23 protein-coding genes are annotated in these 22,127 nt (G+C 38.3%); 16 read left to right on the top strand and 7 right to left on the bottom strand.

From position 1 onward, the window contains the following. Nucleotides 1-85: 85 nt before the first annotated feature. From ACFX4R_RS14465 to ACFX4R_RS14435, 7 genes are all read left to right on the top strand, one after another. Nucleotides 86-556, top strand: coding sequence for a YaiI/YqxD family protein (locus ACFX4R_RS14465; protein ID WP_026106699.1), 471 nt, complete (start codon nt 86-88; stop codon nt 554-556). Nucleotides 557-597: 41 nt separating this feature from the next. Then, on the top strand, nt 598-2,406 hold the full coding sequence (gene dnaG / locus ACFX4R_RS14460; protein WP_377569865.1) for a DNA primase: 1,809 nt from the start codon (nt 598-600) through the stop codon (nt 2,404-2,406). A gap of 65 nt (nt 2,407-2,471) precedes the next feature. Continuing rightward, the gene (gene rpoD, locus ACFX4R_RS14455; RefSeq protein WP_013059219.1) at nt 2,472-3,605 is read left to right on the top strand and encodes an RNA polymerase sigma factor RpoD; all 1,134 of its coding nucleotides are present in this window, start codon (nt 2,472-2,474) and stop codon (nt 3,603-3,605) included. Nucleotides 3,606-3,987: 382 nt separating this feature from the next. Continuing rightward, nucleotides 3,988-5,127: an acyl-CoA dehydrogenase family protein gene (locus tag ACFX4R_RS14450; protein WP_043976200.1), complete on the top strand. Its 1,140-nt coding sequence runs from the start codon at nt 3,988-3,990 to the stop codon at nt 5,125-5,127. Nucleotides 5,128-5,258: 131 nt separating this feature from the next. Beyond that, entirely contained in the window at nt 5,259-5,618 is a 360-nt protein-coding gene (gene cccA / locus ACFX4R_RS14445) for a cytochrome c550 (protein ID WP_013059217.1), read from the top strand. Between the two features lie 168 nt (nt 5,619-5,786). Then, nucleotides 5,787-6,491 carry a tRNA (adenine(22)-N(1))-methyltransferase gene (locus ACFX4R_RS14440; RefSeq protein WP_377569863.1) on the top strand — a complete coding sequence of 235 codons (705 nt, stop codon included), beginning with the start codon at nt 5,787-5,789 and terminating at the stop codon, nt 6,489-6,491. Beyond that, nucleotides 6,488-7,609 carry a Nif3-like dinuclear metal center hexameric protein gene (locus ACFX4R_RS14435; protein ID WP_237074126.1) on the top strand — a complete coding sequence of 374 codons (1,122 nt, stop codon included), beginning with the start codon at nt 6,488-6,490 and terminating at the stop codon, nt 7,607-7,609. The genes ACFX4R_RS14440 and ACFX4R_RS14435 overlap by 4 nt, the downstream gene beginning before the upstream one ends. A 47-nt stretch (nt 7,610-7,656) precedes the next feature. Here the strand turns inward: ACFX4R_RS14435 and ACFX4R_RS14430 are convergent, their stop codons facing one another. Both ACFX4R_RS14430 and ACFX4R_RS14425 read right to left on the bottom strand, forming a co-directional pair. Then, nucleotides 7,657-8,607, bottom strand: a complete 951-nt coding sequence (locus tag ACFX4R_RS14430) for a 4-hydroxy-3-methylbut-2-enyl diphosphate reductase (protein ID WP_013059214.1) — start codon at nt 8,605-8,607, stop codon at nt 7,657-7,659. Nucleotides 8,608-8,735: 128 nt separating this feature from the next. Further along, on the bottom strand, nt 8,736-9,449 hold the full coding sequence (locus ACFX4R_RS14425) for a YqfQ family protein (RefSeq protein ID WP_223272395.1): 714 nt from the start codon (nt 9,447-9,449) through the stop codon (nt 8,736-8,738). A gap of 176 nt (nt 9,450-9,625) precedes the next feature. Here ACFX4R_RS14425 and ACFX4R_RS14420 point away from each other — a divergent pair, with 176 nt between their 5' ends. Both ACFX4R_RS14420 and ACFX4R_RS14415 read left to right on the top strand, forming a co-directional pair. Beyond that, nucleotides 9,626-10,945: a DEAD/DEAH box helicase gene (locus ACFX4R_RS14420; protein WP_013059212.1), complete on the top strand. Its 1,320-nt coding sequence runs from the start codon at nt 9,626-9,628 to the stop codon at nt 10,943-10,945. A 28-nt stretch (nt 10,946-10,973) separates the two neighbouring features. Then, a complete protein-coding gene (locus ACFX4R_RS14415) occupies nt 10,974-11,861 on the top strand; it encodes a deoxyribonuclease IV (protein WP_016765580.1) in 888 nt (295 codons plus the stop codon). A 49-nt stretch (nt 11,862-11,910) separates the two neighbouring features. On the opposite strand, the gene ACFX4R_RS14410 is transcribed toward ACFX4R_RS14415, so the two are convergent. Beyond that, complete coding sequence (locus tag ACFX4R_RS14410; RefSeq protein WP_013059210.1) at nt 11,911-12,162, bottom strand: DUF2624 domain-containing protein; 252 nt, start codon at nt 12,160-12,162, stop codon at nt 11,911-11,913. Between the two features lie 273 nt (nt 12,163-12,435). Between ACFX4R_RS14410 and ACFX4R_RS14405 the strand changes: the two genes are divergently transcribed. Genes ACFX4R_RS14405 through ACFX4R_RS14395 form a run of 3 tightly spaced genes read left to right on the top strand, consistent with a single transcriptional unit; the run spans nt 12,436 to nt 14,464 of the window. Beyond that, complete coding sequence (locus tag ACFX4R_RS14405; protein WP_013059209.1) at nt 12,436-13,215, top strand: metal ABC transporter ATP-binding protein; 780 nt, start codon at nt 12,436-12,438, stop codon at nt 13,213-13,215. After that, on the top strand, nt 13,212-14,054 hold the full coding sequence (locus tag ACFX4R_RS14400; RefSeq protein ID WP_013059208.1) for a metal ABC transporter permease: 843 nt from the start codon (nt 13,212-13,214) through the stop codon (nt 14,052-14,054). Before ACFX4R_RS14405 ends, ACFX4R_RS14400 begins: the two co-directional genes overlap by 4 nt. Further along, a complete protein-coding gene (locus ACFX4R_RS14395) occupies nt 14,051-14,464 on the top strand; it encodes a Fur family transcriptional regulator (RefSeq protein WP_013059207.1) in 414 nt (137 codons plus the stop codon). Before ACFX4R_RS14400 ends, ACFX4R_RS14395 begins: the two co-directional genes overlap by 4 nt. 30 nt (nt 14,465-14,494) lie before the next feature. Here ACFX4R_RS14395 and ACFX4R_RS14390 read toward each other — a convergent pair whose 3' ends face one another. Then, complete coding sequence (locus ACFX4R_RS14390; protein ID WP_013085038.1) at nt 14,495-15,070, bottom strand: 5' nucleotidase, NT5C type; 576 nt, start codon at nt 15,068-15,070, stop codon at nt 14,495-14,497. A 259-nt stretch (nt 15,071-15,329) separates the two neighbouring features. Here ACFX4R_RS14390 and ACFX4R_RS14385 point away from each other — a divergent pair, with 259 nt between their 5' ends. Beyond that, nucleotides 15,330-15,695: a G protein-coupled receptor family protein gene (locus ACFX4R_RS14385; RefSeq protein ID WP_013059205.1), complete on the top strand. Its 366-nt coding sequence runs from the start codon at nt 15,330-15,332 to the stop codon at nt 15,693-15,695. Between the two features lie 37 nt (nt 15,696-15,732). Here ACFX4R_RS14385 and ispG read toward each other — a convergent pair whose 3' ends face one another. Continuing rightward, nucleotides 15,733-16,836, bottom strand: a complete 1,104-nt coding sequence (gene ispG, locus ACFX4R_RS14380) for a flavodoxin-dependent (E)-4-hydroxy-3-methylbut-2-enyl-diphosphate synthase (protein ID WP_201763664.1) — start codon at nt 16,834-16,836, stop codon at nt 15,733-15,735. 151 nt (nt 16,837-16,987) lie between these two features. Beyond that, entirely contained in the window at nt 16,988-17,320 is a 333-nt protein-coding gene (locus tag ACFX4R_RS14375) for a hypothetical protein (RefSeq protein WP_013059203.1), read from the bottom strand. A gap of 76 nt (nt 17,321-17,396) precedes the next feature. Between ACFX4R_RS14375 and ACFX4R_RS14370 the strand changes: the two genes are divergently transcribed. Then, on the top strand, nt 17,397-18,608 hold the full coding sequence (locus ACFX4R_RS14370) for an MFS transporter (protein WP_377569860.1): 1,212 nt from the start codon (nt 17,397-17,399) through the stop codon (nt 18,606-18,608). A gap of 147 nt (nt 18,609-18,755) precedes the next feature. On the opposite strand, the gene ACFX4R_RS14365 is transcribed toward ACFX4R_RS14370, so the two are convergent. After that, the gene (locus ACFX4R_RS14365) at nt 18,756-19,547 is read right to left on the bottom strand and encodes a DUF1189 domain-containing protein (RefSeq protein ID WP_237074129.1); all 792 of its coding nucleotides are present in this window, start codon (nt 19,545-19,547) and stop codon (nt 18,756-18,758) included. Between the two features lie 220 nt (nt 19,548-19,767). Between ACFX4R_RS14365 and ACFX4R_RS14360 the strand changes: the two genes are divergently transcribed. Both ACFX4R_RS14360 and ACFX4R_RS14355 read left to right on the top strand, forming a co-directional pair. Further along, nucleotides 19,768-21,423, top strand: a complete 1,656-nt coding sequence (locus ACFX4R_RS14360; protein ID WP_377569858.1) for a Na/Pi cotransporter family protein — start codon at nt 19,768-19,770, stop codon at nt 21,421-21,423. 86 nt (nt 21,424-21,509) lie between these two features. Further along, the gene (locus tag ACFX4R_RS14355; RefSeq protein WP_043976211.1) at nt 21,510-21,995 is read left to right on the top strand and encodes a DUF456 domain-containing protein; all 486 of its coding nucleotides are present in this window, start codon (nt 21,510-21,512) and stop codon (nt 21,993-21,995) included. Nucleotides 21,996-22,127 lie beyond the last annotated feature (132 nt).

The following is a 22,127-nucleotide window of genomic DNA, read 5'->3' as shown; positions in this document are numbered from 1 at the left end:
CAAGTCAAAATCGAAAAAAGTATTCGACAAATGCCATCTACAGGAAATAACAAATTGTTAGAAGGAATCTCTGGAGGGATGTAGAATACAGAGTTATAGCAAAAGAAAAAGTAAAGTTTTTGTCGATGCTGATGCATGCCCTGTTAAAGCAGAAATCGTTGAACTTACACATACATATGACATCGATCTTGTGTTTGTTGCTTCCTATGCTCACATGCAAACAAATCCTACACCAGGAAAATGGGTCTATGTGGATGCAGAAAAGGAAGCCGCAGATTTATATATTTTAAATCACGCAGTCAAGCAGGATATTGTAGTAACTCAAGATACTGGCTTAGCAAGCATGTTAGTAAGTCGAGGGGTTTACGCACTGTCTCCTCGTGGAAAGTACTATAATGACGACGAAATGAATACGGTGCTTTTCTTTCGTTATGTTTCTGCAAAAGAGCGACGGTCAGGCCGTCATACTAAAGGCCCAAAGGCATTTAGTGAAGAAGATCGCCAGCATTTCATTCAAGCTTTTGAAAAAATGTTGTCGAAACTTGCAGGAATTTAGCACTTAGTGAAGAATATTATATGAAATACGGAGCTGTTACTATGGCAAATCGAATTCCTGATGAAGTAATCGACCGTATTCGGCATTCAGTAGATATTGTCGACGTCATAAGCGATTATGTACAACTAAAAAAACAAGGGCGCAATTATTTTGGACTCTGTCCGTTTCATGGGGAAAGCACACCGTCTTTTTCAGTATCGCCTGATAAACAAATTTATCATTGCTTTGGATGTGGTGCAGGAGGGAATTCATTTTCATTCATAATGGAATTAGAAGGACTGTCCTTCACGGAAGCAGCTCAGCAGCTTGCTGAAAAAGGAGATATTCCTTTCGAACATGAGATACATCCTCATGAAGAAGATAATCAAAAGCCTAGCAATAAAATGATTGAAGCACACGAGCTTTTAAAGAAATTTTACCATCATTTATTGGTAAATACAAAAGAAGGCCAAGATGCTTATGATTATTTAATAAATCGAGGGTTTTCACGAGAAATTATCGATGAATTTGAGATAGGTTTTGCTTTAGATTCGTGGGAATTTGTAAGTAAGTTCTTAACAAAACGTGGGTTTAATCCGCAAGAGATGGAACATGCAGGTTTAATCATTAAACGCAACCAAGATGAAACGTACTTTGATCGTTTTCGTGATCGAATTATGTTTCCTATTGCTGACTTGCAAGGCAAAACAATTGCATTTTCAGGGCGCCTGCTAAAAGAGATAAAAGGGCAGCCTAAATATTTAAATAGTCCCGAAACTTCTATTTTTAACAAAAGTCGCACACTCTACAACTTTCACCGCGCTAAAAAACATATACGCAAAAATCAGCAGGTTATTTTATTTGAAGGATTTGCAGATGTTATTTCGGCTGTTAAAGCGGGGTGCCCGAACGCAATCGCAACAATGGGAACTGCCTTAACAGAAGAACAAGCCAAGATTATTCGCCGAAATGTAGAGTCCGTTATCATTTGCTATGATGCAGATTCTGCCGGAATTGAAGCAGCGCACAAAGCAACTGCTATCTTAACAAATGTAGGTTGTACCGTTAAGATTGCTGTGATGCCGGATGGTTATGACCCGGATGATTATATTAAAGAATACGGGGCAGAGAAGTTTCAAAATGATGTTATTAATAGCAGCTTGACCTTTATGGCATTTCAAATGAGGTATCTCCGTCGAAAACGAAATCTACAAAATGAATCTGAACGTATGCAATACATTGAAGACGTTTTGAAAGAAATAAGCCTCCTTACGAAAGCTGTAGAGCGAGATCATTATTTACGCCAATTGGCACAAGAGTTTTCCATTTCATTAGATGCGCTTAAAGAACAGCAGTATCAAGTGTATCGAACTGAAAAAAAGAAAAAGGATAATGATTCTCCAAATCGAAATAATATAAATAGACAACCAGTCGTAAAGAGAAGCTTATTACCGGCTTATCAAAATGCAGAACGTTTTTTGATCGCTCATATGTTGAAAGATAAGGATGTAGCATTTAGAATTCAAGACCGACTTCAAGGTCAGTTCAATGTTGAGGAACATCGTGCGCTTGTTCTATATTTGTATGCTTATTACGAGGAAGGACACGAGCCTAATCCGAGCGAATTTATCGAACGGTTGCCCGAGTCTTCGTTGTCTAGTCTAGCTTCAGAATTGGCGATGATGTCAATCAATGATGAATTGTCGGAGCAAGCTTTGAATGATTATGTCCAAACGATATTGATTTACCCACAAAGGTTAGCGATAGAAAAAAAAGAAGCAGAAAAGCAAGAAGCAGAGCGTCAAAAAGATTATTTAAAAGCTGCGACAATAGCAATGGAAATTTTACAGTTGAAAAAAACGTTAAAATAAACGATATTGCGTATTAGTCCCACTTTTAGAAGGTTTTCCTTAAAATTTTGGAAGGAGGGGATCTGATGGCTGAAAAATCAGCTCAATCAAAACAACTTGATTCAGATTTAACAATTGAACAAGTAAAAGATCAATTGACCGAAATCGGAAAAAAACGTGGTGTGCTCACATACGAAGAAATTGCAGAGCGTATGGCAAACTTCGAAATTGAATCCGATCAAATGGATGAATATTATGAATACCTTGGAGAACAAGGTGTTGAAGTAATGAGTGAATCTGAAGCAAATGATGACGATGCCGATCCCGATATTCAAGAACTGTCAAAAGAAGAAGAGTTTGATTTAAATGATTTAAGTGTACCTCCTGGTGTAAAAATTAATGATCCAGTTCGTATGTACTTAAAAGAAATCGGACGCGTTGACTTATTGTCAGCAGAGGAAGAAATCAATTTAGCAAAACGTATTGAAGAAGGCGATGAAGAAGCGAAACGTCGTCTTGCTGAAGCAAACTTACGTCTTGTTGTAAGTATCGCTAAACGCTATGTCGGGCGCGGTATGCTGTTTCTTGATTTAATTCAAGAAGGAAACATGGGTCTTATTAAAGCGGTAGAAAAATTTGATTATCGCAAAGGTTATAAATTCAGTACGTATGCGACATGGTGGATTCGTCAAGCTATTACTCGTGCAATTGCTGACCAAGCAAGAACGATTCGTATTCCCGTCCATATGGTTGAAACGATTAACAAGCTAATTCGTGTTCAACGTCAGCTTTTACAAGATTTAGGTCGCGAACCATCTCCTGAAGAAATTGCAGAAGATATGGACTTAACACCAGAAAAAGTTCGTGAAATCTTAAAAATTGCTCAAGAACCGGTTTCCCTTGAAACACCAATTGGTGAGGAAGATGATTCGCATTTAGGTGACTTTATTGAAGACCAGGATGCAACATCACCTTCTGAACATGCTGCATATGAATTATTAAAAGAGCAGTTAGAAGACGTCCTTGATACGTTAACAGATCGCGAAGAAAATGTCCTTAGACTCCGCTTTGGTCTGGACGATGGACGTACGCGTACGCTTGAAGAAGTAGGAAAAGTATTTGGCGTAACGCGTGAGCGTATTCGTCAAATTGAAGCTAAAGCGCTTCGTAAGCTTCGTCACCCTAGCCGAAGCAAACGTTTAAAAGATTTCTTAGAATAGATAAAAGCGTAAATAACGCTTATGAGATAGCTTCTTTCCTAGAGGAAAGGGGCTATCTATTTTTTATGGAATAAATTTCATAAAAACGCATTTTGAAGAAGTATATTGATTTTTTTACCAACTTTTCTTCTTTTATATATTTTACTGAATTGTCCTTCGTTTTGCAAATGCTCCTTTATATTCTTTTGTTACAGAGCATAAGCTGTTCAAATTCCTTTTAAACATCCGAAAAATGGAATCGCTATCATTTTATTCTTGCTTTGATTGGTACTTCTCTATTATAACATGAAAAAATTAAAACGTTTTAAAAGTTGAGAAAATTTACAAAAATGAATTATAATTAAATAATGTAAGCGTATACATTTTTTTAGGGGGAATAAAAATGAATTTTGAATTAACCAATGAACAAAAGATGATTCAACGGACGCTGAGAGAGTTTTCAGAGGCGGAAGTAGCACCGAATGCATTAGAGCGCGATCGAAGTAAGCAATTTCCGCTTGATGTTTTTAAAAAGTTAAGTGAGCTTGGGATAATGGGTCTTCCTTTTCCTGAAGAGTATGGAGGCGGAGGAGCAGATACGGTTAGTTTTGCTATCGTCGTAGAGGAATTAAGTAAAGCTTGTGGCTCTACAGGAATTACATACTCAGCTCATGTTTCGCTCGGGGGCGCACCTATTTATTTATTCGGAACAAAGGAGCAAAAAGAACAGTACCTACCTGCTTTATGCTCCGGGGAATCTTTTGGAGCGTTTGGTTTAACCGAACCGAACGCAGGAAGTGACGCGGGGGGAACAGAGACAGAAGCAGTGTTGAAGGATGGAACATTTAGGATTAATGGAAGTAAATGCTATATTACGAATGCCAGCTATGCAAAGTTTTTAGCTTTAACAGCTGTTACAAATCGTACAGAAGGTAAAAAAGAAATTTCAGCTATTATCGTGCCTACAGAAGCTCGAGGTTTTACTGTAATAGACAATTACGAGAAAATGGGTCTACATGCTTCAAATACAACTGAACTCGTTTTAGAGGATGTTGAAGTGCCTGAAGAGAATTTACTCGGTGTAAGAGGAGAAGGCTTTAAACAATTTCTAATGACGCTTGACGGGGGAAGAATTGGAATTGGCGCAATGGCCGTTGGAATCGCTCAAGCGGCTTATGAAAAAGCACTGTCATATGCGCAGGAAAGAAAGCAATTTGGAAAAGCTATTTCATCGTTTCAAGCGATTCAGTTTAAATTAGCTGATATGGCGATGAAAATTGAGTTAGCAAGAAATATGGTGTATAAAGCAGCGTGGTTAAAAGACCAAGGAAAGCCATTTACGAAAGAAGCTGCTATGTGTAAACTGTATGCTTCTGAAATTTGTATGGAAGTAGCCAGTCAAGCTGTTCAAATTCATGGAGGATATGGCTACATGAAAGAGTATCACGTGGAGCGGTATTTACGAGATGCCAAGCTTTTAGAAATTGGAGAAGGAACTTCAGAAATTCAGCGCTCGGTTATTGCAAGGCAAATTGGCTGTTAAGATACGCAATAAGAAATTAGTTAATTATGTAAATAAAACCCTTTCACTTATGAGCATTTTCAAGTAAAATAAAAGTGCTTATACTATTTTGTTATTTCTAGGGATGGGAATACATAAAGGGGGTATAGTGAGTGAAGCGAAATCCGCTAATACCATTTTTATTAATTGCGGTAATTGGGATTGCTTTAATGTTAACGCTTTCGTTCAACGGATTGAATAATGCAAAAGAAATCGCGGCTGAAAAAGAAGGCGGTGGCGCGGAACAGCAGGCTTCAGCTAAACCAGAAGAAATTTATCAAAAAACTTGTATTGGTTGTCACGGTGATCAGTATCAAGGTGGAGTAGGTCCTTCGTTAAAAGGAATTGGGAAAAAAGTTTCTCAAGACGAAATTGCAGATATTGTTGTAAACGGTAAAGGAAACATGCCGCCTGGGCTGGTTCCTCCGGAAAAAGCGAAGGAAATGGCTAAATGGGTATCAGAAATTAAATAGAGTTCAGAAACATGATTTTCTGGAAAGCCGCTCATTTATAAAGCAGGCTTTTTTTTTGTGATTTTTTATAAGCATTCAGCTAAAAGGAAAACATGAAGAGAAATAGGAATCATGCAGCTATCTATGTTAAAATAATGAACAGTAATCACATAGAGAATAGGTGACAAAATGAATGAATTAAACTTATCAACAAGACTTGAAGAAGTAGTAAAGTCGATTCCTTTGGGAGCAAAGATAGCAGACATTGGCTCAGATCATGCATACTTGCCGTGTTTTGCTTATTTAAATGGATATATTAGCGGTGCCGTAGCAGGAGAAATTACAGAAGGGCCTCTTCAATCTGCTATTCAGCAGGTGAAAAAAACAAGCTTAACGGACGTTATTGACGTTCGAAAAGGAAACGGCCTAGAAGTAATATCACCGAATGAAGTAGACTGTATTACAATCTGCGGAATGGGCGGAACGCTTATTACGATGATTTTAGAAGAAGGAAAAGAAAAGTTAGAAGGAGTAAAAAGGCTTGTACTTCAGCCGAATATTGGTTCACATCATATTCGCAGCTGGCTGATTGAACACAACTGGGAAATCATTGATGAAAAAATCATCGAAGAAGACGGTCGTATGTATGAAGTCATCGTCGCTGAACCTGGAAACGCCTTAGCTCCTTATAACGGTGAAGTGGAAGCCGGTGTGTTAATGGGCCCTATTTTAAAAGAAAAGTGCTCTTCTGCTTTTATAACAAAGTGGACGCATGAACTAAATCATCTTAAACAAATTGTCAGCCAAATGGAGCAGGCTCAGTCCGAGGAAAGCAAAGCAAAACTTCAAAAGCTTACCCAAGACATCTCATTAATTGAGGAGGCGTTAAAATGAGTAAAATCCCTAACGGATTTCAAGTAATTGAAGCATTTGAATCATTTTCTCCCAAGCATTTAGCGGTTGAAGGAGATAAAATTGGTTTACAGATTGGAACGTTAAACAAGCCTGTAAAAAAAGTAATGGTAACGTTAGATGTTCTTGAAACGGTCGTAGACGAAGCGATTGAAAAACAAGTGGATTTGATTATTGCTCATCATCCTCCTATTTTTAGACCTCTAAAACAAGTGGTTACAGATCGTCCTGAAGGGCGTATTTTAGAGAAATGCATCAAACATGATATTGCTGTATATGCTGCTCATACAAACTTAGATATAGCTAAAGGCGGAGTAAATGACTTGTTGGCCGAAGCATTGGGGCTACAAGAGACAAAAGTGCTGGTTCCAACAACGTCTATTCAGCTGAAAAAGCTTGCTGTATTTGTTCCTTCAAATCATGCTGAAGCAGTGCGCACAGCTATTTGTGATGCGGGAGCTGGACATGTGGGTCTTTACAGCGACTGTACGTTTTCAACTGAAGGGGAAGGCACATTTAAACCTTCTTCAGAAGCCAATCCATACATTGGCTCAAAAGAAGAGTTAGAATGTGTCAATGAAACAAAAGTTGAAACTATTTTTGAAGCGGTTCAGCAAAATAAAATTATTCGCGCCATGCTCAGTGCTCATCCTTACGAAGAAGTGGCCTATGACATTTATCCAGTGGAACAAACGGGCGAGACGCTTGGACTTGGACGAATTGGTAAGTTAAAAGAAGAGATGACGTTAAAACAGTTTGCCGCTCATGTTAAACAAGCATTGGATGTGGATGGTGTTAGAGTAGTAGGGTCTATGGATGCCACGGTGAAAAAAGTAGCTGTTCTTGGCGGAGATGGAAACAAATATATTACAAACGCAAAATTTAGCGGAGCAGATGCCTATGTAACAGGGGACTTGTATTTCCACGTGGCGCATGATGCAATGGCAATGGGATTAAACGTTGTAGATCCTGGTCATCATGTTGAAAAAGTCATGAGACAAGGTGTAACGCGTGTATTAAACAGTCTTTTTGATGCAAAAAACTTTGAGTGTGAAGTATTTGATTCAAAAGTAGACACAAACCCATTTACGTTTATGTAACAAAGAAAGAAGGTGTTGAAAAATGTCAACACCTTCTTTTGTGTCTATTAAGACGATTTTTTTGTTCGAACTTTTGGTAAAATCTTTGAAAGAGGCACGCTTTTTTCACGTGTCCACGTTGTTTCATCTTCTGGATCGAACTGATCTAGAAAATTGATGACCTCTTTTGTGATTGGAGTAGGGGTAGATGCGCCTGCCGTAACAGCTACGGTTTTCGCATTCATCAACCATTCAATCTGCAGCTCTGAGATGTCACCGATACGATATGCCTCAGTGCCGGCAATCTCCATTGATACTTGAGCTAAACGGTTTGAATTGTTACTTTTAGGATCTCCTACAACAATTGTAACATCTGCTTCACCTGCTTGCTCGGCTACAGCTTCTTGGCGAACTTGTGTAGCTAAACAAATTTCTTTGTGAACTTCAGCGTGCGGATATTTTTCTTTTACCTTTTCCATTACTTCTGCAACGTCCCACTGACTCATGGTTGTTTGATTTGTTACAATGATTTTCTCACGTTGAATATTTAAATGGGCTACGTCTTCTGCTTTTTCAATTAAATGAACGATATCTGGCGCGATACCAAGTGCACCTTCTGGCTCAGGATGATTTCGTTTTCCGATATAAATAACGTCATAACCTTCTTTTTCTTTTTGGCGAATAAGGTCATGGGTTTTTGTAACATCCGGACATGTAGCATCGATTGTTGTTAAGCCTTTTTCTTTTGCTCGTTCTTTTACTTCTGGAGATACTCCGTGCGCAGTAAAAATAACGGTTCCTTCATTTATTTGGTCTAAGATTTCTAGGCGATTAGCACCGTCCAGTGTGATAATGCCGTCCTCTTCAAACGCATCTGTAACGTGTTTATTATGAACAATCATTCCTAAGATATAGATTGGTCGAGGCAATGATTTATCTAAAGCGGCGTTTCGTGCAATGACCATTGCGTCTACTACACCATAACAATAGCCGCGCGGTGCAATTTTAATAACTTTCATTTCAATTTCCTCCTCATCATAATCCTGACGAGCAATTCAACTCGCTTCTATTATATAAAAGAGGAAGGAAGAATACAAAGATATTCTTTTTTTGCTCACGGTATTTCCTTAAGGAATCAGCAGATTTATCAAATATAAAGTTTTGGTTTAGACACCCGATCTCTGGATGAATGTTCAATTTCTTCTTCAAAGAAATCCAGCTCATCATCGGATGAATCCGTACTTTCTGCGCCTGCCGATAAAACCTTACTGTCTTTGCTTTCATCAGTTTCAGAAACCTCTGTTCCTTCTGCTTCGAGTACTTCATCTGTGTCATCACTTGAGCGCAAGGCCTGATAGATTTTCCACAGAGAAGGAGCATTTTTGACAAGAGGTCCGTATTGTTGAATCATAGGTCCCATCGTTTCCGCTGCTTTTAGTACTCGCTGAACATTCCCCATCATGGAGCTCAAGTTAGCAGGGTTCGTTAATCCTTGCAAACCTCCAAGCAGGGAAGAAGAGTTAGTCGCTCCTGCAGCACCTTGGGCTCCTGAAAGGCCAGAAAACAAAGAACCTCGAGGAGCAGCTGCAGCCGCTTGTTGAAATGGTATGTTTCTATTTCCGCCTCTTCGGAATAGGCGAGTTAAGAAGTTACCTCCTCCACGGTTCAGGCCTTGCTGATTCGGGTAAAATGATTGTTGAGCATTTGTTTGCTGGGCAAAGTTACGAAACTGCTGTAATGGATTAAATTGGCCAAAGTTACCAGGTTGTTGCCCAAAGCCGTTTTGTGGTGGCATTCCTGGCATCATTCTTCTTTGCATACCGGGTGGAAATGGTGGTCTTCGCTGTAGCAAAGGACGCACCTCCTTTAGTAAAGTAGATTTTCTTTTACTATCGTATGCAACTCGCGATAAAATGTTTTTGAAACAGGTAATAAGTTTTAGTAATATGAATGAGAAGTAGTCACAGAAGGAAAAATCGATTATAATCATATATTGTGCCTTAAAAGATGAACGTGAATGTAAAAAAGGAGACTATTATGGAAAAAACAAACTTTGAACGTTTTGAGTTTCAACCATTTTTAATAGAAGCAATTAAACAATTAGGTTTTTATCAGCCTACAGAGATTCAGGAGCGCTTAATTCCTTCCGTTTTGAAAGGGGAAAGCGTAATTGGTCAGTCGCAAACAGGGACCGGCAAAACACACGCTTATTTATTGCCTTTACTTGAAAAGGTAGACCCTAAAAAAGAAGAAGTACAAGTTGTAATCACCGCTCCAACTCGTGAGCTTGCTTCTCAAATTTATCAAGAAGTATTAAAGCTAACAAAACACAGTGCTGAAGGAGAAGAAATTTCAGCAAAATGTTTTATCGGCGGTACAGATAAGCAGCGTACAATCGACAAATTAAAGAAGCAGCCTCAAGTTGTTGTAGGAACACCGGCTCGTTTGTTTGATTTAGTAAATGAAAAAGCGTTAGTTGTGTATACAACAAAGGCGTTAGTAGTAGACGAAGCTGATTTAATGCTTGATATGGGATTTTTAGAAGATGTGGACCGTTTAGCAAGCAATATGCCTGAAAAATTACAGATGCTTGTTTTTTCAGCAACTATTCCTGAAAAATTAAAGCCATTTTTAAAAAAATACATGGAAAATCCAAAATTTACGCATGTTTCGCCGAAGCAAGCAGCAGCAGCTAAATTAGAGCATGTATTAGTTCCACTGCGTCATCGTAACAAGTTTAAGCTGCTGCATGATATGCTTATTTCGTATAATCCTTATTTAGCTATCGTCTTTACAAATACAAAGAAAATGGCGGACGAAGTAGCAGATGACCTACTGTCTAAAGGATTAAAAGTAGGAAGAATTCACGGAGACTTATCTCCTCGTGACCGTAAGAAAATGATGAAGCAAATTAATAATTTAGAATTTCAATACGTAGTAGCGACAGATTTAGCAGCTCGCGGTATTGATATTGAAGGAATTTCACACGTCATTAACTTTGAGCTTCCTTCAGATCTAGATTTCTACATTCACCGCGTAGGACGTACAGCTCGTGCCGGTCATTCTGGAATTGCTGCTACAATCTTCGATGTGGAAGATGAAGATGCAGTAAATAAGCTAGAGAAAATGGGAATCGAGTTTGTAAACAAAGATCTTCAAAAGCAAGAATGGGTTTCCATCGATGACCGTAACCGCCGTAAAAAGCGTGTGAAGAAAGCGGATGAAGTGGGAGAAGAGGCACATCGCTTTATTCAAAAGCCGAAGAAAGTAAAGCCTGGCTACAAGAAAAAACGTGCTCGTGAAATTACAAAGTATGTGCAAAAGAAAAAGCGTAGTGAAAGACGCAACAATCGTTAATCGCAATAGGTTAGAGGTGTAAAAAGTAATGTTGAAAATTGGTTCTCACGTATCAATGAGCGGCAAAAAGATGCTTTTAGGAGCAAGTGAAGAGGCAGCTTCTTACGGAGCAAATACGTTTATGATCTATACAGGCGCTCCACAAAATACTCGTCGCAAAAAGATTGAAGAGCTTAATATTGAAGCTGGTCTTTTGCATATGAAAGAGCATGGAATGACAGATATTGTTGTACATGCTCCCTATATCATTAATCTAGGAAATACAACAAAGCCCGAAACATTTGAGCTTGGAGTAGATTTCTTAACGTCTGAAATTCAGCGCACCCATGCTCTTGGCGCAAAGCAAATTGTTCTTCACCCAGGAGCTCACGTGGGCGCTGGAGCAGATGCCGGTATTCAGCAAATTATCAAAGGTCTAAACGAAGTGTTGACAGCTGATCAAGAAGTTCAAATTGCGCTTGAGACAATGGCTGGAAAAGGAACAGAGTGTGGAAGAAGCTTTGAAGAAATTGCCCAAATTATTGATGGCGTGACGCACAATGAAAAGCTCTCTGTTTGTTTTGACACATGTCACGTTCATGACGCTGGTTATGATATCGTTCAAGACTTTGACGGTGTATTAAATGAATTTGACAAAACCGTAGGAATACAGCGAATTAAAGTGCTTCACATCAATGATAGTAAAAATGTACGCGGTGCTCGAAAAGACCGCCATGAAAACATTGGGTTTGGTGAAATTGGATTTGGTGCACTGAATTATATTGTTCATCACCCAGCGTTTAAAGAAGTTCCTAAAATTCTAGAAACTCCTTATGTAGGAGAAGATAAGAAGAATAAAAAAGCACCATATCAGTTGGAAATTGATATGATTCGTGCACAAAGCTTTGATTCAGAGCTAAAACAAAAGCTTATGTAATTTCATATGTGATTGAAAGAGGTCATGTCTATAGACATGACCTCTTCTTTTACATCAACTGCTGAAATAATTCGTTCACTCGTCTGGCAGTTTCACGATCTGTAACTTGAGCAATTTGTTTGATTAAATTTCGGCGCTCTTCAAGGTTATAAATATTTACGGGCTGCTGTCTAATGACGGATACAAGTGTGTGTGCCTGCTGATCTGTAATGGGGATGTTGTATTGTTTGCTATACTTTAAAAGCTCTTTCGGGGTAATGTTGTTTACTTTCTTATTGACAATCTGCTGTACAATTTTCATATGATTACCTCCTCGTCATATACAGTTTATGAATAAAAAAGAAAGATGTGACTATATTGTGTAATAAAACAACATTTCGAGCCGGATGAACTTACGGAGGCAAGAAAGCGAAGAAGTGAAACGGCTTAGTTTACAAATAAAAGACAATCCTGTATACTACATTAATGACTAAATCGTAATGATTCTGAGAAAGTAAATGGGTAACGGAGTATACGATAGAAACCGTGCCCTCTTTTGTATGGAGAAATATAAAAAAAGAATGGTGAGGCGCATATGAATACACCTGATATCATTGAAATTGATCATTTATCATTTCAATATGATGGAGTGAATGTATTAGAAGATATAAGTTTTTCAATTCCAAAAGGAGCTTTTTTGGGTCTCGTTGGTCCAAATGGCTCTGGGAAATCAACGCTAATCAAATGTTTGCTTGGTTTGCAAAAACCATCTCAAGGTGCAATTCGTTTATTTGGAAAAGATCAGAGAAGGTTTAAAGAACGAAGTAAAATTGGATATGTATCGCAAAAAGCGAATAGTTTCAACAGCGGCTTTCCTGCTACCGTTTTTGAAGTGGTTTCCACGGGTCTTACTTCAAAATTAGGTTTGTTTCGCTTTATGAATGCTTCTCATAAACAAAAAGTGAAAGAAGCGGTAGAAGCAGTGGGGATGAGCGAATTTTTAAATCGAAACATAGGAGAACTATCCGGTGGCCAGCAGCAGCGAATTTTTATTGCGCGCGCGCTTGTAAGCGAACCCGAGCTGTTAATTTTAGATGAGCCAACAGTCGGAGTGGATGCACAAAATGTGTACACTTTTTATGAGCTTCTTGAAAAGTTAAATAAAGAAAAAGGCATTACGCTTGTGCTTGTTACTCACGATATTGGCACTGTCTCAGAAAAAGTAACCCACGTTGCTTGTTTAAATAAATTTCTACACTTTCATGGGAATGCCAAAGAATTCGAACAGCTTTGTGAACATGATGTATCTATGTTTTATGGTCATAATGTTCATGTGTTAACCCATGATCATCATCATGGAGGGCAGCACGTATGATAAGCAGTTTATTTCAATTTGAGTTTTTACGAAATGCATTTTTAACCGGTATGATTATTGGCGTCTTAGCTCCTTTATTGGGCACGTTCATCGTAGTAAGACGTCTTTCTTTAATTGCAGACGCGTTAAGTCACGTGACGCTAGCGGGGATTTCTGCGAGCTTGCTTCTTAGTCAGAAAATAGGGTTTATGCAAGGAGTGAACCCCGTCTATTTAGGGATGGTATCTTCCGTTACAGGCGCTCTTTTTATTGAAAAACTTCGAAGCGTCTACAAGCATTACCAAGAGCTGGCCATTCCGATTATTTTATCGGGCGGAATTGGTATTAGTGCAATTTGTATCTCGCTAGCGGACGGTTTTAATAATGATTTAATGAATTATTTGTTTGGAAGCGTAAGTGCGGTGAGTCGTTCGGATCTTTGGACAGTTGTTGTCATAGCCGTATTTGTTATAGCTATTGTCTTTTTCTTATATAAAGAATTGTTTATTTTATCTTTTGACGAGGAGCACGCTTCTGCTTCTGGGATTAAATCAAAGTGGATGCACTTTTTATTTATTGTGATGGTTGCTCTTGTCATTGCTGTATCAATGCGTATCGTCGGTATCTTATTAGTTTCATCTCTTATGACTCTTCCTGTAGCAGCAAGCATTCGCTTAGCTAGAGGCTTTAAACAAACGATTCTGCTTTCGGTGATTTTTGGTGAAATATCTGTTTTAGGCGGATTATTTTCAGCGTACTACTTGGATTTAGCACCAGGCGGTACAATTGTTGTCATTGCTGTTGTTATTTTAATCATATCTATTATGATTAATAAAGGACGGAAGGGGAAACAAAAATGAATTTAACTGAAGCCATTCATTTATTAAAAGATCAAGGATATAAACATACAGGAAAGCGTGAAGAAATGCTTGCCTTGTTTTCAAAATCAAATAAGTACTTAACGGCAAAAGATGTATTAGAGTACATGAAGCCCGATTATCCTGGCCTGAGTTTTGATACAATTTACCGTAATTTATCATTGTTTGTGGAGTTAGGTGTACTTGAAATGACGGAGCTTTCGAGCGAAAAGCACTTTCGATTTAAATGTGCGACCGCCCATCATCATCACCACTTCATTTGTTTAGATTGTGGAAAAACAAAAGAAATTGAAGCTTGTCCGATGGAGTATGTAGACGAGGATTTGCGAGGGTACAATATTACAGGCCATAAATTTGAAATTTACGGTCAATGTATAGAATGTAATCAATAAAAAAGAGAGGGCGTTATGCACCTCTCTTTTTTATTTTTGCTGTTCTTTTAACCAGCTGGCTACCCACTGATCTGCTTCTAGCCAATTGTATACGCGAACCACTCCTTTTGGAACAGGTAAGCGATTATAAGGAGTATCAAATAAGATAACGGGGATATTGCATTCTTCACTGATTTCACAAGCATTATCATGTTTGTCTTCAAAAAAGATATCAACATCATATCGTTTTGCTGTCTCAACTTTAAAATGAGAACCGACTAACTCAATGTGATGAAACGATAGTTCATTTTTTTGAAACCATTCTTCCGTGACGTCCAATAGCTTATCGTGCCTTGCACTGATAAAGAATAATTCGTGCTTTTGATGCCATTTTTGCAAAACAGCTTTTGCATCGTCTGCAAGTGGAGAGGTTTCGTAAATAGAGCGTTCATTTGCTTTAAACCATTTCCCGAGTTCAGCAGGTGATACATTTACAAAAGGGCTGAAATCATATTCTGTAATGTCTTCAAGTGTTAAATTTAAGTTAAAGGCTTTATTTAAATGAGGAACAAAAGTTTCAGGAGAAGTAACAGTTCCATCAATGTCAATTCCAAACTTTTTCGTCAACTACGTGCACTCCTTTAATACGTTTATTCTACTTAGGTGCTTGATTATTCTTGTCTAGTGTAACATAAAGCCCAAAGAGAAACAGTAATACTTTTTATACGCCTTTGGCAAAACGTAATGATCACTGCACGGCCTGGTGATTGCGTCTGTACCTATTTCTTGTAAGAGAGTGAGCGGCTGTATAAGATTAACACTTATAATTTTTCCTCGCATTCAGATACTATAAATGCTCCTTATTTACGAAAGCGAGGGATTAAGCATGGAGAATGAAGAACAAAGGCGTAGAAAAGATGTATATGAAGCTGATTTCATGGAAGAAACTGCAGCTGAAGTGGGCGTTCCTTACCGAGTAGGAGAGCCTCATGCAGAGCGTGAAGTTATAGATATTGATCGCAATCGCAATCATGAAGTCGCTGGACGAGGAGAAGGAACGGGATACGGTCGTTTCGCACTCGTGCTTTCGATTCTTTCACTATTCTTTTTACCAATTATTCTTGGTGCCGCTGGGATTATTCTAGGGTTTATCGCACGCAGAAAAGGAGCACTTACGCTAGGAGCATGGGCAATAGGGATCGGAGTTGTATCGATTATTGTCGGTACGTTTATATTACCGTTCTTTTCATAAAAAAAAGCGAGGCGCATATGCGCCTCGCTTTTTTTAGTTATGATTTAGCTGCAGCTTTTTCAGCTTCTTGCTTTGCGTGATATTCAGCAGCAATTTTATCAATTTCTTTTTTTAGTTCCTCAACCATTGTTTCTTCAGGAACTTTGCGTACGATTTCGCCTTTGCGGAATAGTAGACCTTCACCGCGTGCTCCCGCAATCCCGATATCAGCTTCACGAGCTTCACCAGGACCGTTTACAGCGCAGCCAAGTACCGCTACTTTAATCGGTGCTTTTACAGTTGAAATATACTCTTCAACTTCATTAGCAATGCTAATTAAATCAATTTCAATACGTCCACAAGTTGGGCAAGAAATAAGCGTTGCGGCATTGGAAGCTAAACCGAATGATTTTAGCAATTCGCGCGCAACTTTTACTTCTTCTACAGGATCCGCACTTAAAGAAATACGTAATGTATTTCCGATTCCTTTAGATAAAATAGCGCCAAGACCTGCTGCACTTTTTACAGTTCCTGCAAATAATGTACCCGATTCTGTAATTCCTAAGTGAAGAGGGTAGTCAAATGCTTGAGCAGCTTTTTCATAAGCTTCAATTGCCAAGTTAACATCCGATGCTTTCATTGAAACGATGATGTCATGGAAATCAAGGTCTTCTAAAATTTTAATGTGATGAAGTGCACTTTCTACCATGCCATCTGCTGTCGGATAGCCGTATTTGTCTAAAATACGTTTTTCAAGTGAACCAGCGTTAACTCCAATACGAATTGGAATATTTTTAGCTTTTGCAGCATTTACAACAGCTTCCACTTTTTCACGGCGACCGATATTACCAGGGTTGATACGGATTTTATCCGCTCCACCTTCAATTGCTTTTAATGCTAAGCGGTAGTCAAAATGAATATCCACAACTAATGGAATGTTAATGCGTTTTTTAATTTCAGGGATTGCATCTGCTGCGCGCTCGTCTGGACAAGCAACACGAACAACTTGGCATCCTGCTTCTTCTAAACGTTTAATTTCTGCAACCGTTGCTTCAACATCATGTGTCTTAGTGGTTGTCATACTTTGAATAACTAACTCGTTGCTGCCTCCGATTGTTAAATCTCCAACTTTAACCGGGCGTGTTTTTGTACGATGTATAATTTCACTCACGTGATAATCTCTCCTTCAAAATGAAATCAAGAATTTGAATTCATTAATAGAATAACTCTTTATGAACAAAATAACTAGTAGAAAGTACTACCTTAGCTATTTTAACAATGACTATCCCATCTTGACAAGAAGAATGCTGTCATTACTTGTAAATAGGGAACTTATACGTTTTTCCAATTTGAATATCCTCAGGCGCTGTACCGTTATTTAACTTTTTGAAGTCTGTAATCATTTGGTTCATAGAAACCGGTATCGATTTTTTTGTAAGCTCCTCAATGACGGACAAAACTGTATCGCCTGGCTTAATTTTTATTTTTGTATAGGTGGAAGAAGAGCTGGCGGCTTTTGTTTCTGCAGGCTGCGCTTTGCTGACTTGAACTGCTTCAGTAGCAGTGGGAATGGTCCCGTATTTAATGTCGTAGTGACAAATATATCCGATAAAAGCGAAAGCGGCTAATGCACATAGCTTTTTCATTATGCTCCTCCTTCATTCTTCTGCTTATGTGTAAAGCCTATGCTTGTCTTACTTAAATATGATTGGAGAACGAAAATTGAAAGAAAAATTAATGATTGTTTCATTAGGCTTATTGCCTTTAATCATGGTGCTGGGAAATTCCATGCTCATTCCTCTGCTGCCAAGCATTCAAAAGTCACTTCACTTAAGCGGAGTTCAAACCAGTTTGATACTGAGTGCATTTTCAATTCCAGCCGCATTGTGTATTCCTGCTGTAGGGATTTTATCAGACCGGTATGGGCGTAAAAAGTTAATCATATATTCACTCATCATGATGATAATAGGTAGTGTCATCGCTGCTAGTAGTGCTTCATTCTCTTCTGGAAACTTTGCTGTGTTGATAGCAGGCAGAGTCATTCAAGGGATTGGAGCTGCAGGTACTACAACGTTGGCAATGGCATTAACTGGAGATGTATTTGAAGGGGAAAAAAGAGCAAAAGTCCTCGGGATTTTAGAAGTGTATAACGGAGTTGGAAAAGTGGTTGCACCGATAATTGGAGCATCGGCAGCACTCGTCGTATGGTATGCCGCGTTTTTTGTCTATCCTTTAGCTGCAGGTGCTGCTTTAGTAGGTATAGTGATGTATGTGAGAGAAGGGAAAACAGGTTCGGATTCAGTATCTGTTCAAGAATATTTAAAGAGAGCCATTGGGATTGTCTATGATAAAAGAAAATCGCTTTTTCCTTTATTCTTTGTCGGGGGATTGGGGTTGTTTTTATTATTTGGCATTTTATATTATTTATCTTTTCTAATAGAGGAAACGTATCATATAGACGGTTTTTTTAAAGGAACCGCTTTTTTATTTCCTCTTGGTGCGATGACGCTCGTTTCTTATTGGACCGGTCAACGCATCAAAACAGATGTAGAGCTCATGAAAAAATTAATGATAGTAGGGATAATTTTTTTATTCCTGATGTTTGGAGTATTAACGATTATTTATACGCTTCCTGTGCTGATGTTTTGTTTGACAGTCGCCTTTGGCGGCTTAGGATTTGTTCTTCCGTGTATTAATATGATGATTACTTCAGCGGCTTCAGACGAAGAAAGAGGGTTTATTGTATCCATTTATGGAACGGTGAGATTTTTAGGAGTAGCGTTGGGACCTGTTGTTTTTGAAGTGTGGATGCATACTGAAAGGCTGATGTTTGTTTACAGCTTTATTCTGCTCACAGCAGGAGGTTTGTGGGTTTTGTATCAGTTGAAAATTCTTTCTTCTGCAATGGGAAGAAGAAAAGTTGTACCGAAATAAAGAGGCTGAGACTTAACTAAATCACTCCAATCACCAGCTAGAAGCAGCCGCATACATGAAACCTGCGTTCACTATATCAATAAAAAAATCCAAAAGAGGTGGATTCTCTATCAAGAATCTAGATTCCTCGTTTGGATTCTCCTTCAACTAAAATACGTTTGTCCCAGCATCTTTATTAGGTTTTACCTTTTTTCTTATAGGAACCCTTGTGACGAGCAACAAGTAAATGAAGAATGTTCCTATCCAGTAAAGAGAGCTATGTAGTGCTAGAGACAAAGAAAAAGCTTCAAAAAGCGTATAAAGCAGCGTGAAGGCTACCGTACTATAAGCGCTCAGTGCCCATAGCTGCTTGAAAGGAAGCTGCTTTTTAGCAATGAGTCCAATCAGTTTTCCAAGATAAGCAAGGCAGGTAATAGAAAGGAAGTTTAGTCCAGATGTTAATACGTACAGTAAAAGCATAGCGATAGGGACAAGTATGTATAAAGAAAATTTTTGTTCGTGCAGCAAGTTTAACAGTTCATTTTTATCTTTATGGTGCCAGTTTAGCAACTCATATGAATACGTTTGTGTTTGTGAATTAGTCGTGATGTAAATTCCATCCTTTAAAAAACCAATGGCATGAGCAGGGGAATGAAATCGTTCAATAGACTGTGAGGGGTTTAAGATAAAAGCGGTACCGTTTACTTTTTTTGTGAAAGGTTGATTTGACGTAAGCTGTGAGTTTGAAATAGAAAAAGAAGAAACAGATTTCGGAAGATCTGTAGTAGCAATATGATAGCCGTTTACAATCGTCAAAGTCATAAAGAAAAATGTAGGCAGCAAAGAAATAAATGTTAAAAACAGCACAAAGCCAATTGTTTTATTCGTATGCTCAAAGCGAAGCGACCTTATTTTTTTGAAGGAAGTAAAACTCCATGCCATCTTTTTCAGCATGCTCATTGTAAAGCCTCCTTATATTAAAAATTCTAACTATCTCTTATTTTATAGCGAGAATTCAAGGTTTACAATAGGTTCTAGAAATCGTTTCCAATTACAATGTAAATATACTGTTAAGTTATTGTAAACATTAAGGGAAAGCCGTTTACAGTACTTTCAAACTTCATTAATAATGGTAGGGACTTATTTATGTCGTTAGAAAAAAATCAAGGAGCTGAGATATTTGGAACTAGATGTTCAAAAAATGATTTTTGAGTTTATCGGCGGACTGGGAATCTTTTTATTTGGAATTAAGTTCATGGGAGATGGATTGCAAAAGTCAGCAGGAGATAAATTACGTGATATTTTAGACAGATTTACTACTAATCCGTTTATGGGAGTTCTAGCAGGTATCCTAGTTACTGTTCTTATTCAGAGCAGCTCAGGAACTACTGTTATTACGGTAGGCTTAGTAAGTGCTGGTTTTATGACTTTGCGCCAAGCTATAGGCGTTATTATGGGAGCAAATATCGGTACGACAGTTACAGCTTTTATAATCGGAATTGACATTTCGAGCTACGCTCTTCCTATTCTCGCAGTGGGAGCTATTTTACTCTTTTTCTTTAAAAGTAAGGCAGTTCAAAACTTTGGCCAGATCGCTTTTGGTTTTGGCATGCTCTTCTTTGGTTTAGAGCTTATGGGAAGTGGAATGAAGCCGCTTAGGTCCCTTCAACAATTTCAAGATTTAACTGTAAGCATGAGCGATAATCCTATTTTAGGAGTCGTAATTGGCACTTTATTTACGGTAATTGTTCAAAGTTCTAGCGCTACTATTGGCATTCTACAAGAACTTTTTGGACAGGGCGCTATTGATATACAGGCAGCGCTGCCTGTACTGTTTGGAGATAATATTGGCACAACTATTACTGCCATTTTAGCTTCAATCGGGACAAGTGTAGCTGCAAGAAGGGCTGCTTTAACGCATGTCATGTTTAACTTAATTGGTACAACAATCTTTTTGATTATCTTGCCTCTATTTACTCGTTTTGTGGAATATTTGAAAGTAGCAATGGATTTGAATCCTGAAATGACGATTGCGTTTGCTCATGGTATTTTTAACACAACCAATACAATTATCCAGTTCCCGTTGATCGGTCTGCTTGCTTTAATTGTGACAAAACTAATTCCTGGAGAAGATGCTGTTATAGACTTTAAGCCTAAGCATCTTGATCCGATTTTTATTGAGCAGTCCTCTTCAATTGCTCTTGGTCAGGCAAAGGCAGAGCTGATTCGTATGGGAGAGTTTGCGACGCTTGGGTTGGAAGAGGCAAACGGCTATTTAAAAACACGTCAGCCTCAACATGCTGATGCTACTATGCAAATTGAAAATGCGATTAATAATCTGGATAAAAAAATTACTGATTATTTAGTGCTGTTATCCCGCTCTTCAATGTCAGAAGCAGAAAGTGAGGAACATTCGGTTCTTCTAGATACAGCACGAGATATTGAGCGTATTGGCGATCATTTTGAGAACATTATTGAGCTTGTTGATTATCAAATTACGAACAAAGTAAAGATGACCAAAGAAGCTAATAACGATTTAGCTGATATGTTCGAATTGACTATTCTAACAGTTAAAGAAGCTGTCTCTTCTTTAGAAAAAGTGGATAGAGAAAAAGCAGTACAAGTCATTCAAAAAGAAGAACAGATTGATGCGATGGAGCGTCTACTTCGTAAGAAGCACATTTTACGTCTGAATGAAAACATTTGTACAGGATCTGCTGCTATTGTTTTTGTCGATATTATTAGCAACTTAGAACGGGTCGGGGATCATGCGGTTAATATTGCGGAAGCGGTACTGGGCGATCGTTATGCAAAGACCTATTCACAGGTAACATAAAGAAAGACCTTGCTTAAGCAAGGTCTTTCTTTATAGGTGTAGTTATTGTATGATAAATAGTAATACTAAAAAGGATAGGTGCGAACGTGGCTATTTTATGTTGGGCATTAATTATCGTTAGCTTTGTTGTATCGTTTGTTGGGTTGGTTTATCCCATCATCCCAAGCGTGCTATTTGTAGCTCTAGGATTTGTTATATACGGTTTATTTTATGATTTCAGCTCCTATAGCTGGTTATTTTGGGTGATACAAGGATTGTTAGTTGTCGCACTTTTTTTAGCAGACTATATAGCTAATATTATTGGTGTGAAAAAATTCGGAGGCACTAGAGCAGGTGTTTGGGGAAGTACAGTTGGGCTGCTTGTAGGTCCGTTTGTCATTCCGGGATTTGGAATTATTTTAGGGCCGTTTATCGGAGCGATTGTAGGAGAACTGATTGTTCATCGGACCACAATTAGCAACGCAGTAAAAATTGGAGTAGGTTCGGTTATTGGCTTTTTTAGTGGCGCTATTTCAAAAGGATTTATTCAACTGCTGATGATTGCCTATTTTTTATACGCTGTTTTAAAATAATATATTGACTTTAGGCTAGAAACATGTTAAATTTTTAATGTCGCTAGTAAATGTTATATTGTTCCACAGTAGCTCAGTGGTAGAGCTATCGGCTGTTAACCGATCGGTCGTAGGTTCGAGTCCTACCTGTGG

This window comes from Priestia sp. YIM B13490, assembly GCF_042787735.1.
In the GTDB taxonomy this organism is placed as follows: domain Bacteria; phylum Bacillota; class Bacilli; order Bacillales; family Bacillaceae_H; genus Priestia; species Priestia megaterium.
The sequence above is the reverse complement of the archived record's forward strand: the minus strand, read 5'-3'. Positions and strand labels throughout refer to the sequence as shown.

Bases quoted from the DNA above. Each gene is read 5' to 3' on its own strand.
- ACFX4R_RS14375 (WP_013059203.1), bottom strand. From the start codon at position 17,320: ATGAAAAAGCTATGTGCATTAGCCGCTTTCGCTTTTATCGGATATATT.
- ACFX4R_RS14430 (WP_013059214.1), bottom strand. From the start codon at position 8,607: ATGAAAGTTATTAAAATTGCACCGCGCGGCTATTGTTATGGTGTAGTA.
- rpoD (WP_013059219.1), top strand. From the start codon at position 2,472: ATGGCTGAAAAATCAGCTCAATCAAAACAACTTGATTCAGATTTAACA.
- ACFX4R_RS14450 (WP_043976200.1), top strand. From the start codon at position 3,988: ATGAATTTTGAATTAACCAATGAACAAAAGATGATTCAACGGACGCTG.
- ACFX4R_RS14365 (WP_237074129.1), bottom strand. From the start codon at position 19,547: ATGAGCATGCTGAAAAAGATGGCATGGAGTTTTACTTCCTTCAAAAAA.
- ACFX4R_RS14415 (WP_016765580.1), top strand. From the start codon at position 10,974: ATGTTGAAAATTGGTTCTCACGTATCAATGAGCGGCAAAAAGATGCTT.
- ACFX4R_RS14435 (WP_237074126.1), top strand. From the start codon at position 6,488: ATGAGTAAAATCCCTAACGGATTTCAAGTAATTGAAGCATTTGAATCA.
- dnaG (WP_377569865.1), top strand. From the start codon at position 598: ATGGCAAATCGAATTCCTGATGAAGTAATCGACCGTATTCGGCATTCA.
- ACFX4R_RS14405 (WP_013059209.1), top strand. From the start codon at position 12,436: ATGAATACACCTGATATCATTGAAATTGATCATTTATCATTTCAATAT.
- ACFX4R_RS14395 (WP_013059207.1), top strand. From the start codon at position 14,051: ATGAATTTAACTGAAGCCATTCATTTATTAAAAGATCAAGGATATAAA.
- ACFX4R_RS14400 (WP_013059208.1), top strand. From the start codon at position 13,212: ATGATAAGCAGTTTATTTCAATTTGAGTTTTTACGAAATGCATTTTTA.
- ACFX4R_RS14385 (WP_013059205.1), top strand. From the start codon at position 15,330: ATGGAGAATGAAGAACAAAGGCGTAGAAAAGATGTATATGAAGCTGAT.
- ACFX4R_RS14410 (WP_013059210.1), bottom strand. From the start codon at position 12,162: ATGAAAATTGTACAGCAGATTGTCAATAAGAAAGTAAACAACATTACC.
- ACFX4R_RS14440 (WP_377569863.1), top strand. From the start codon at position 5,787: ATGAATGAATTAAACTTATCAACAAGACTTGAAGAAGTAGTAAAGTCG.
- ACFX4R_RS14420 (WP_013059212.1), top strand. From the start codon at position 9,626: ATGGAAAAAACAAACTTTGAACGTTTTGAGTTTCAACCATTTTTAATA.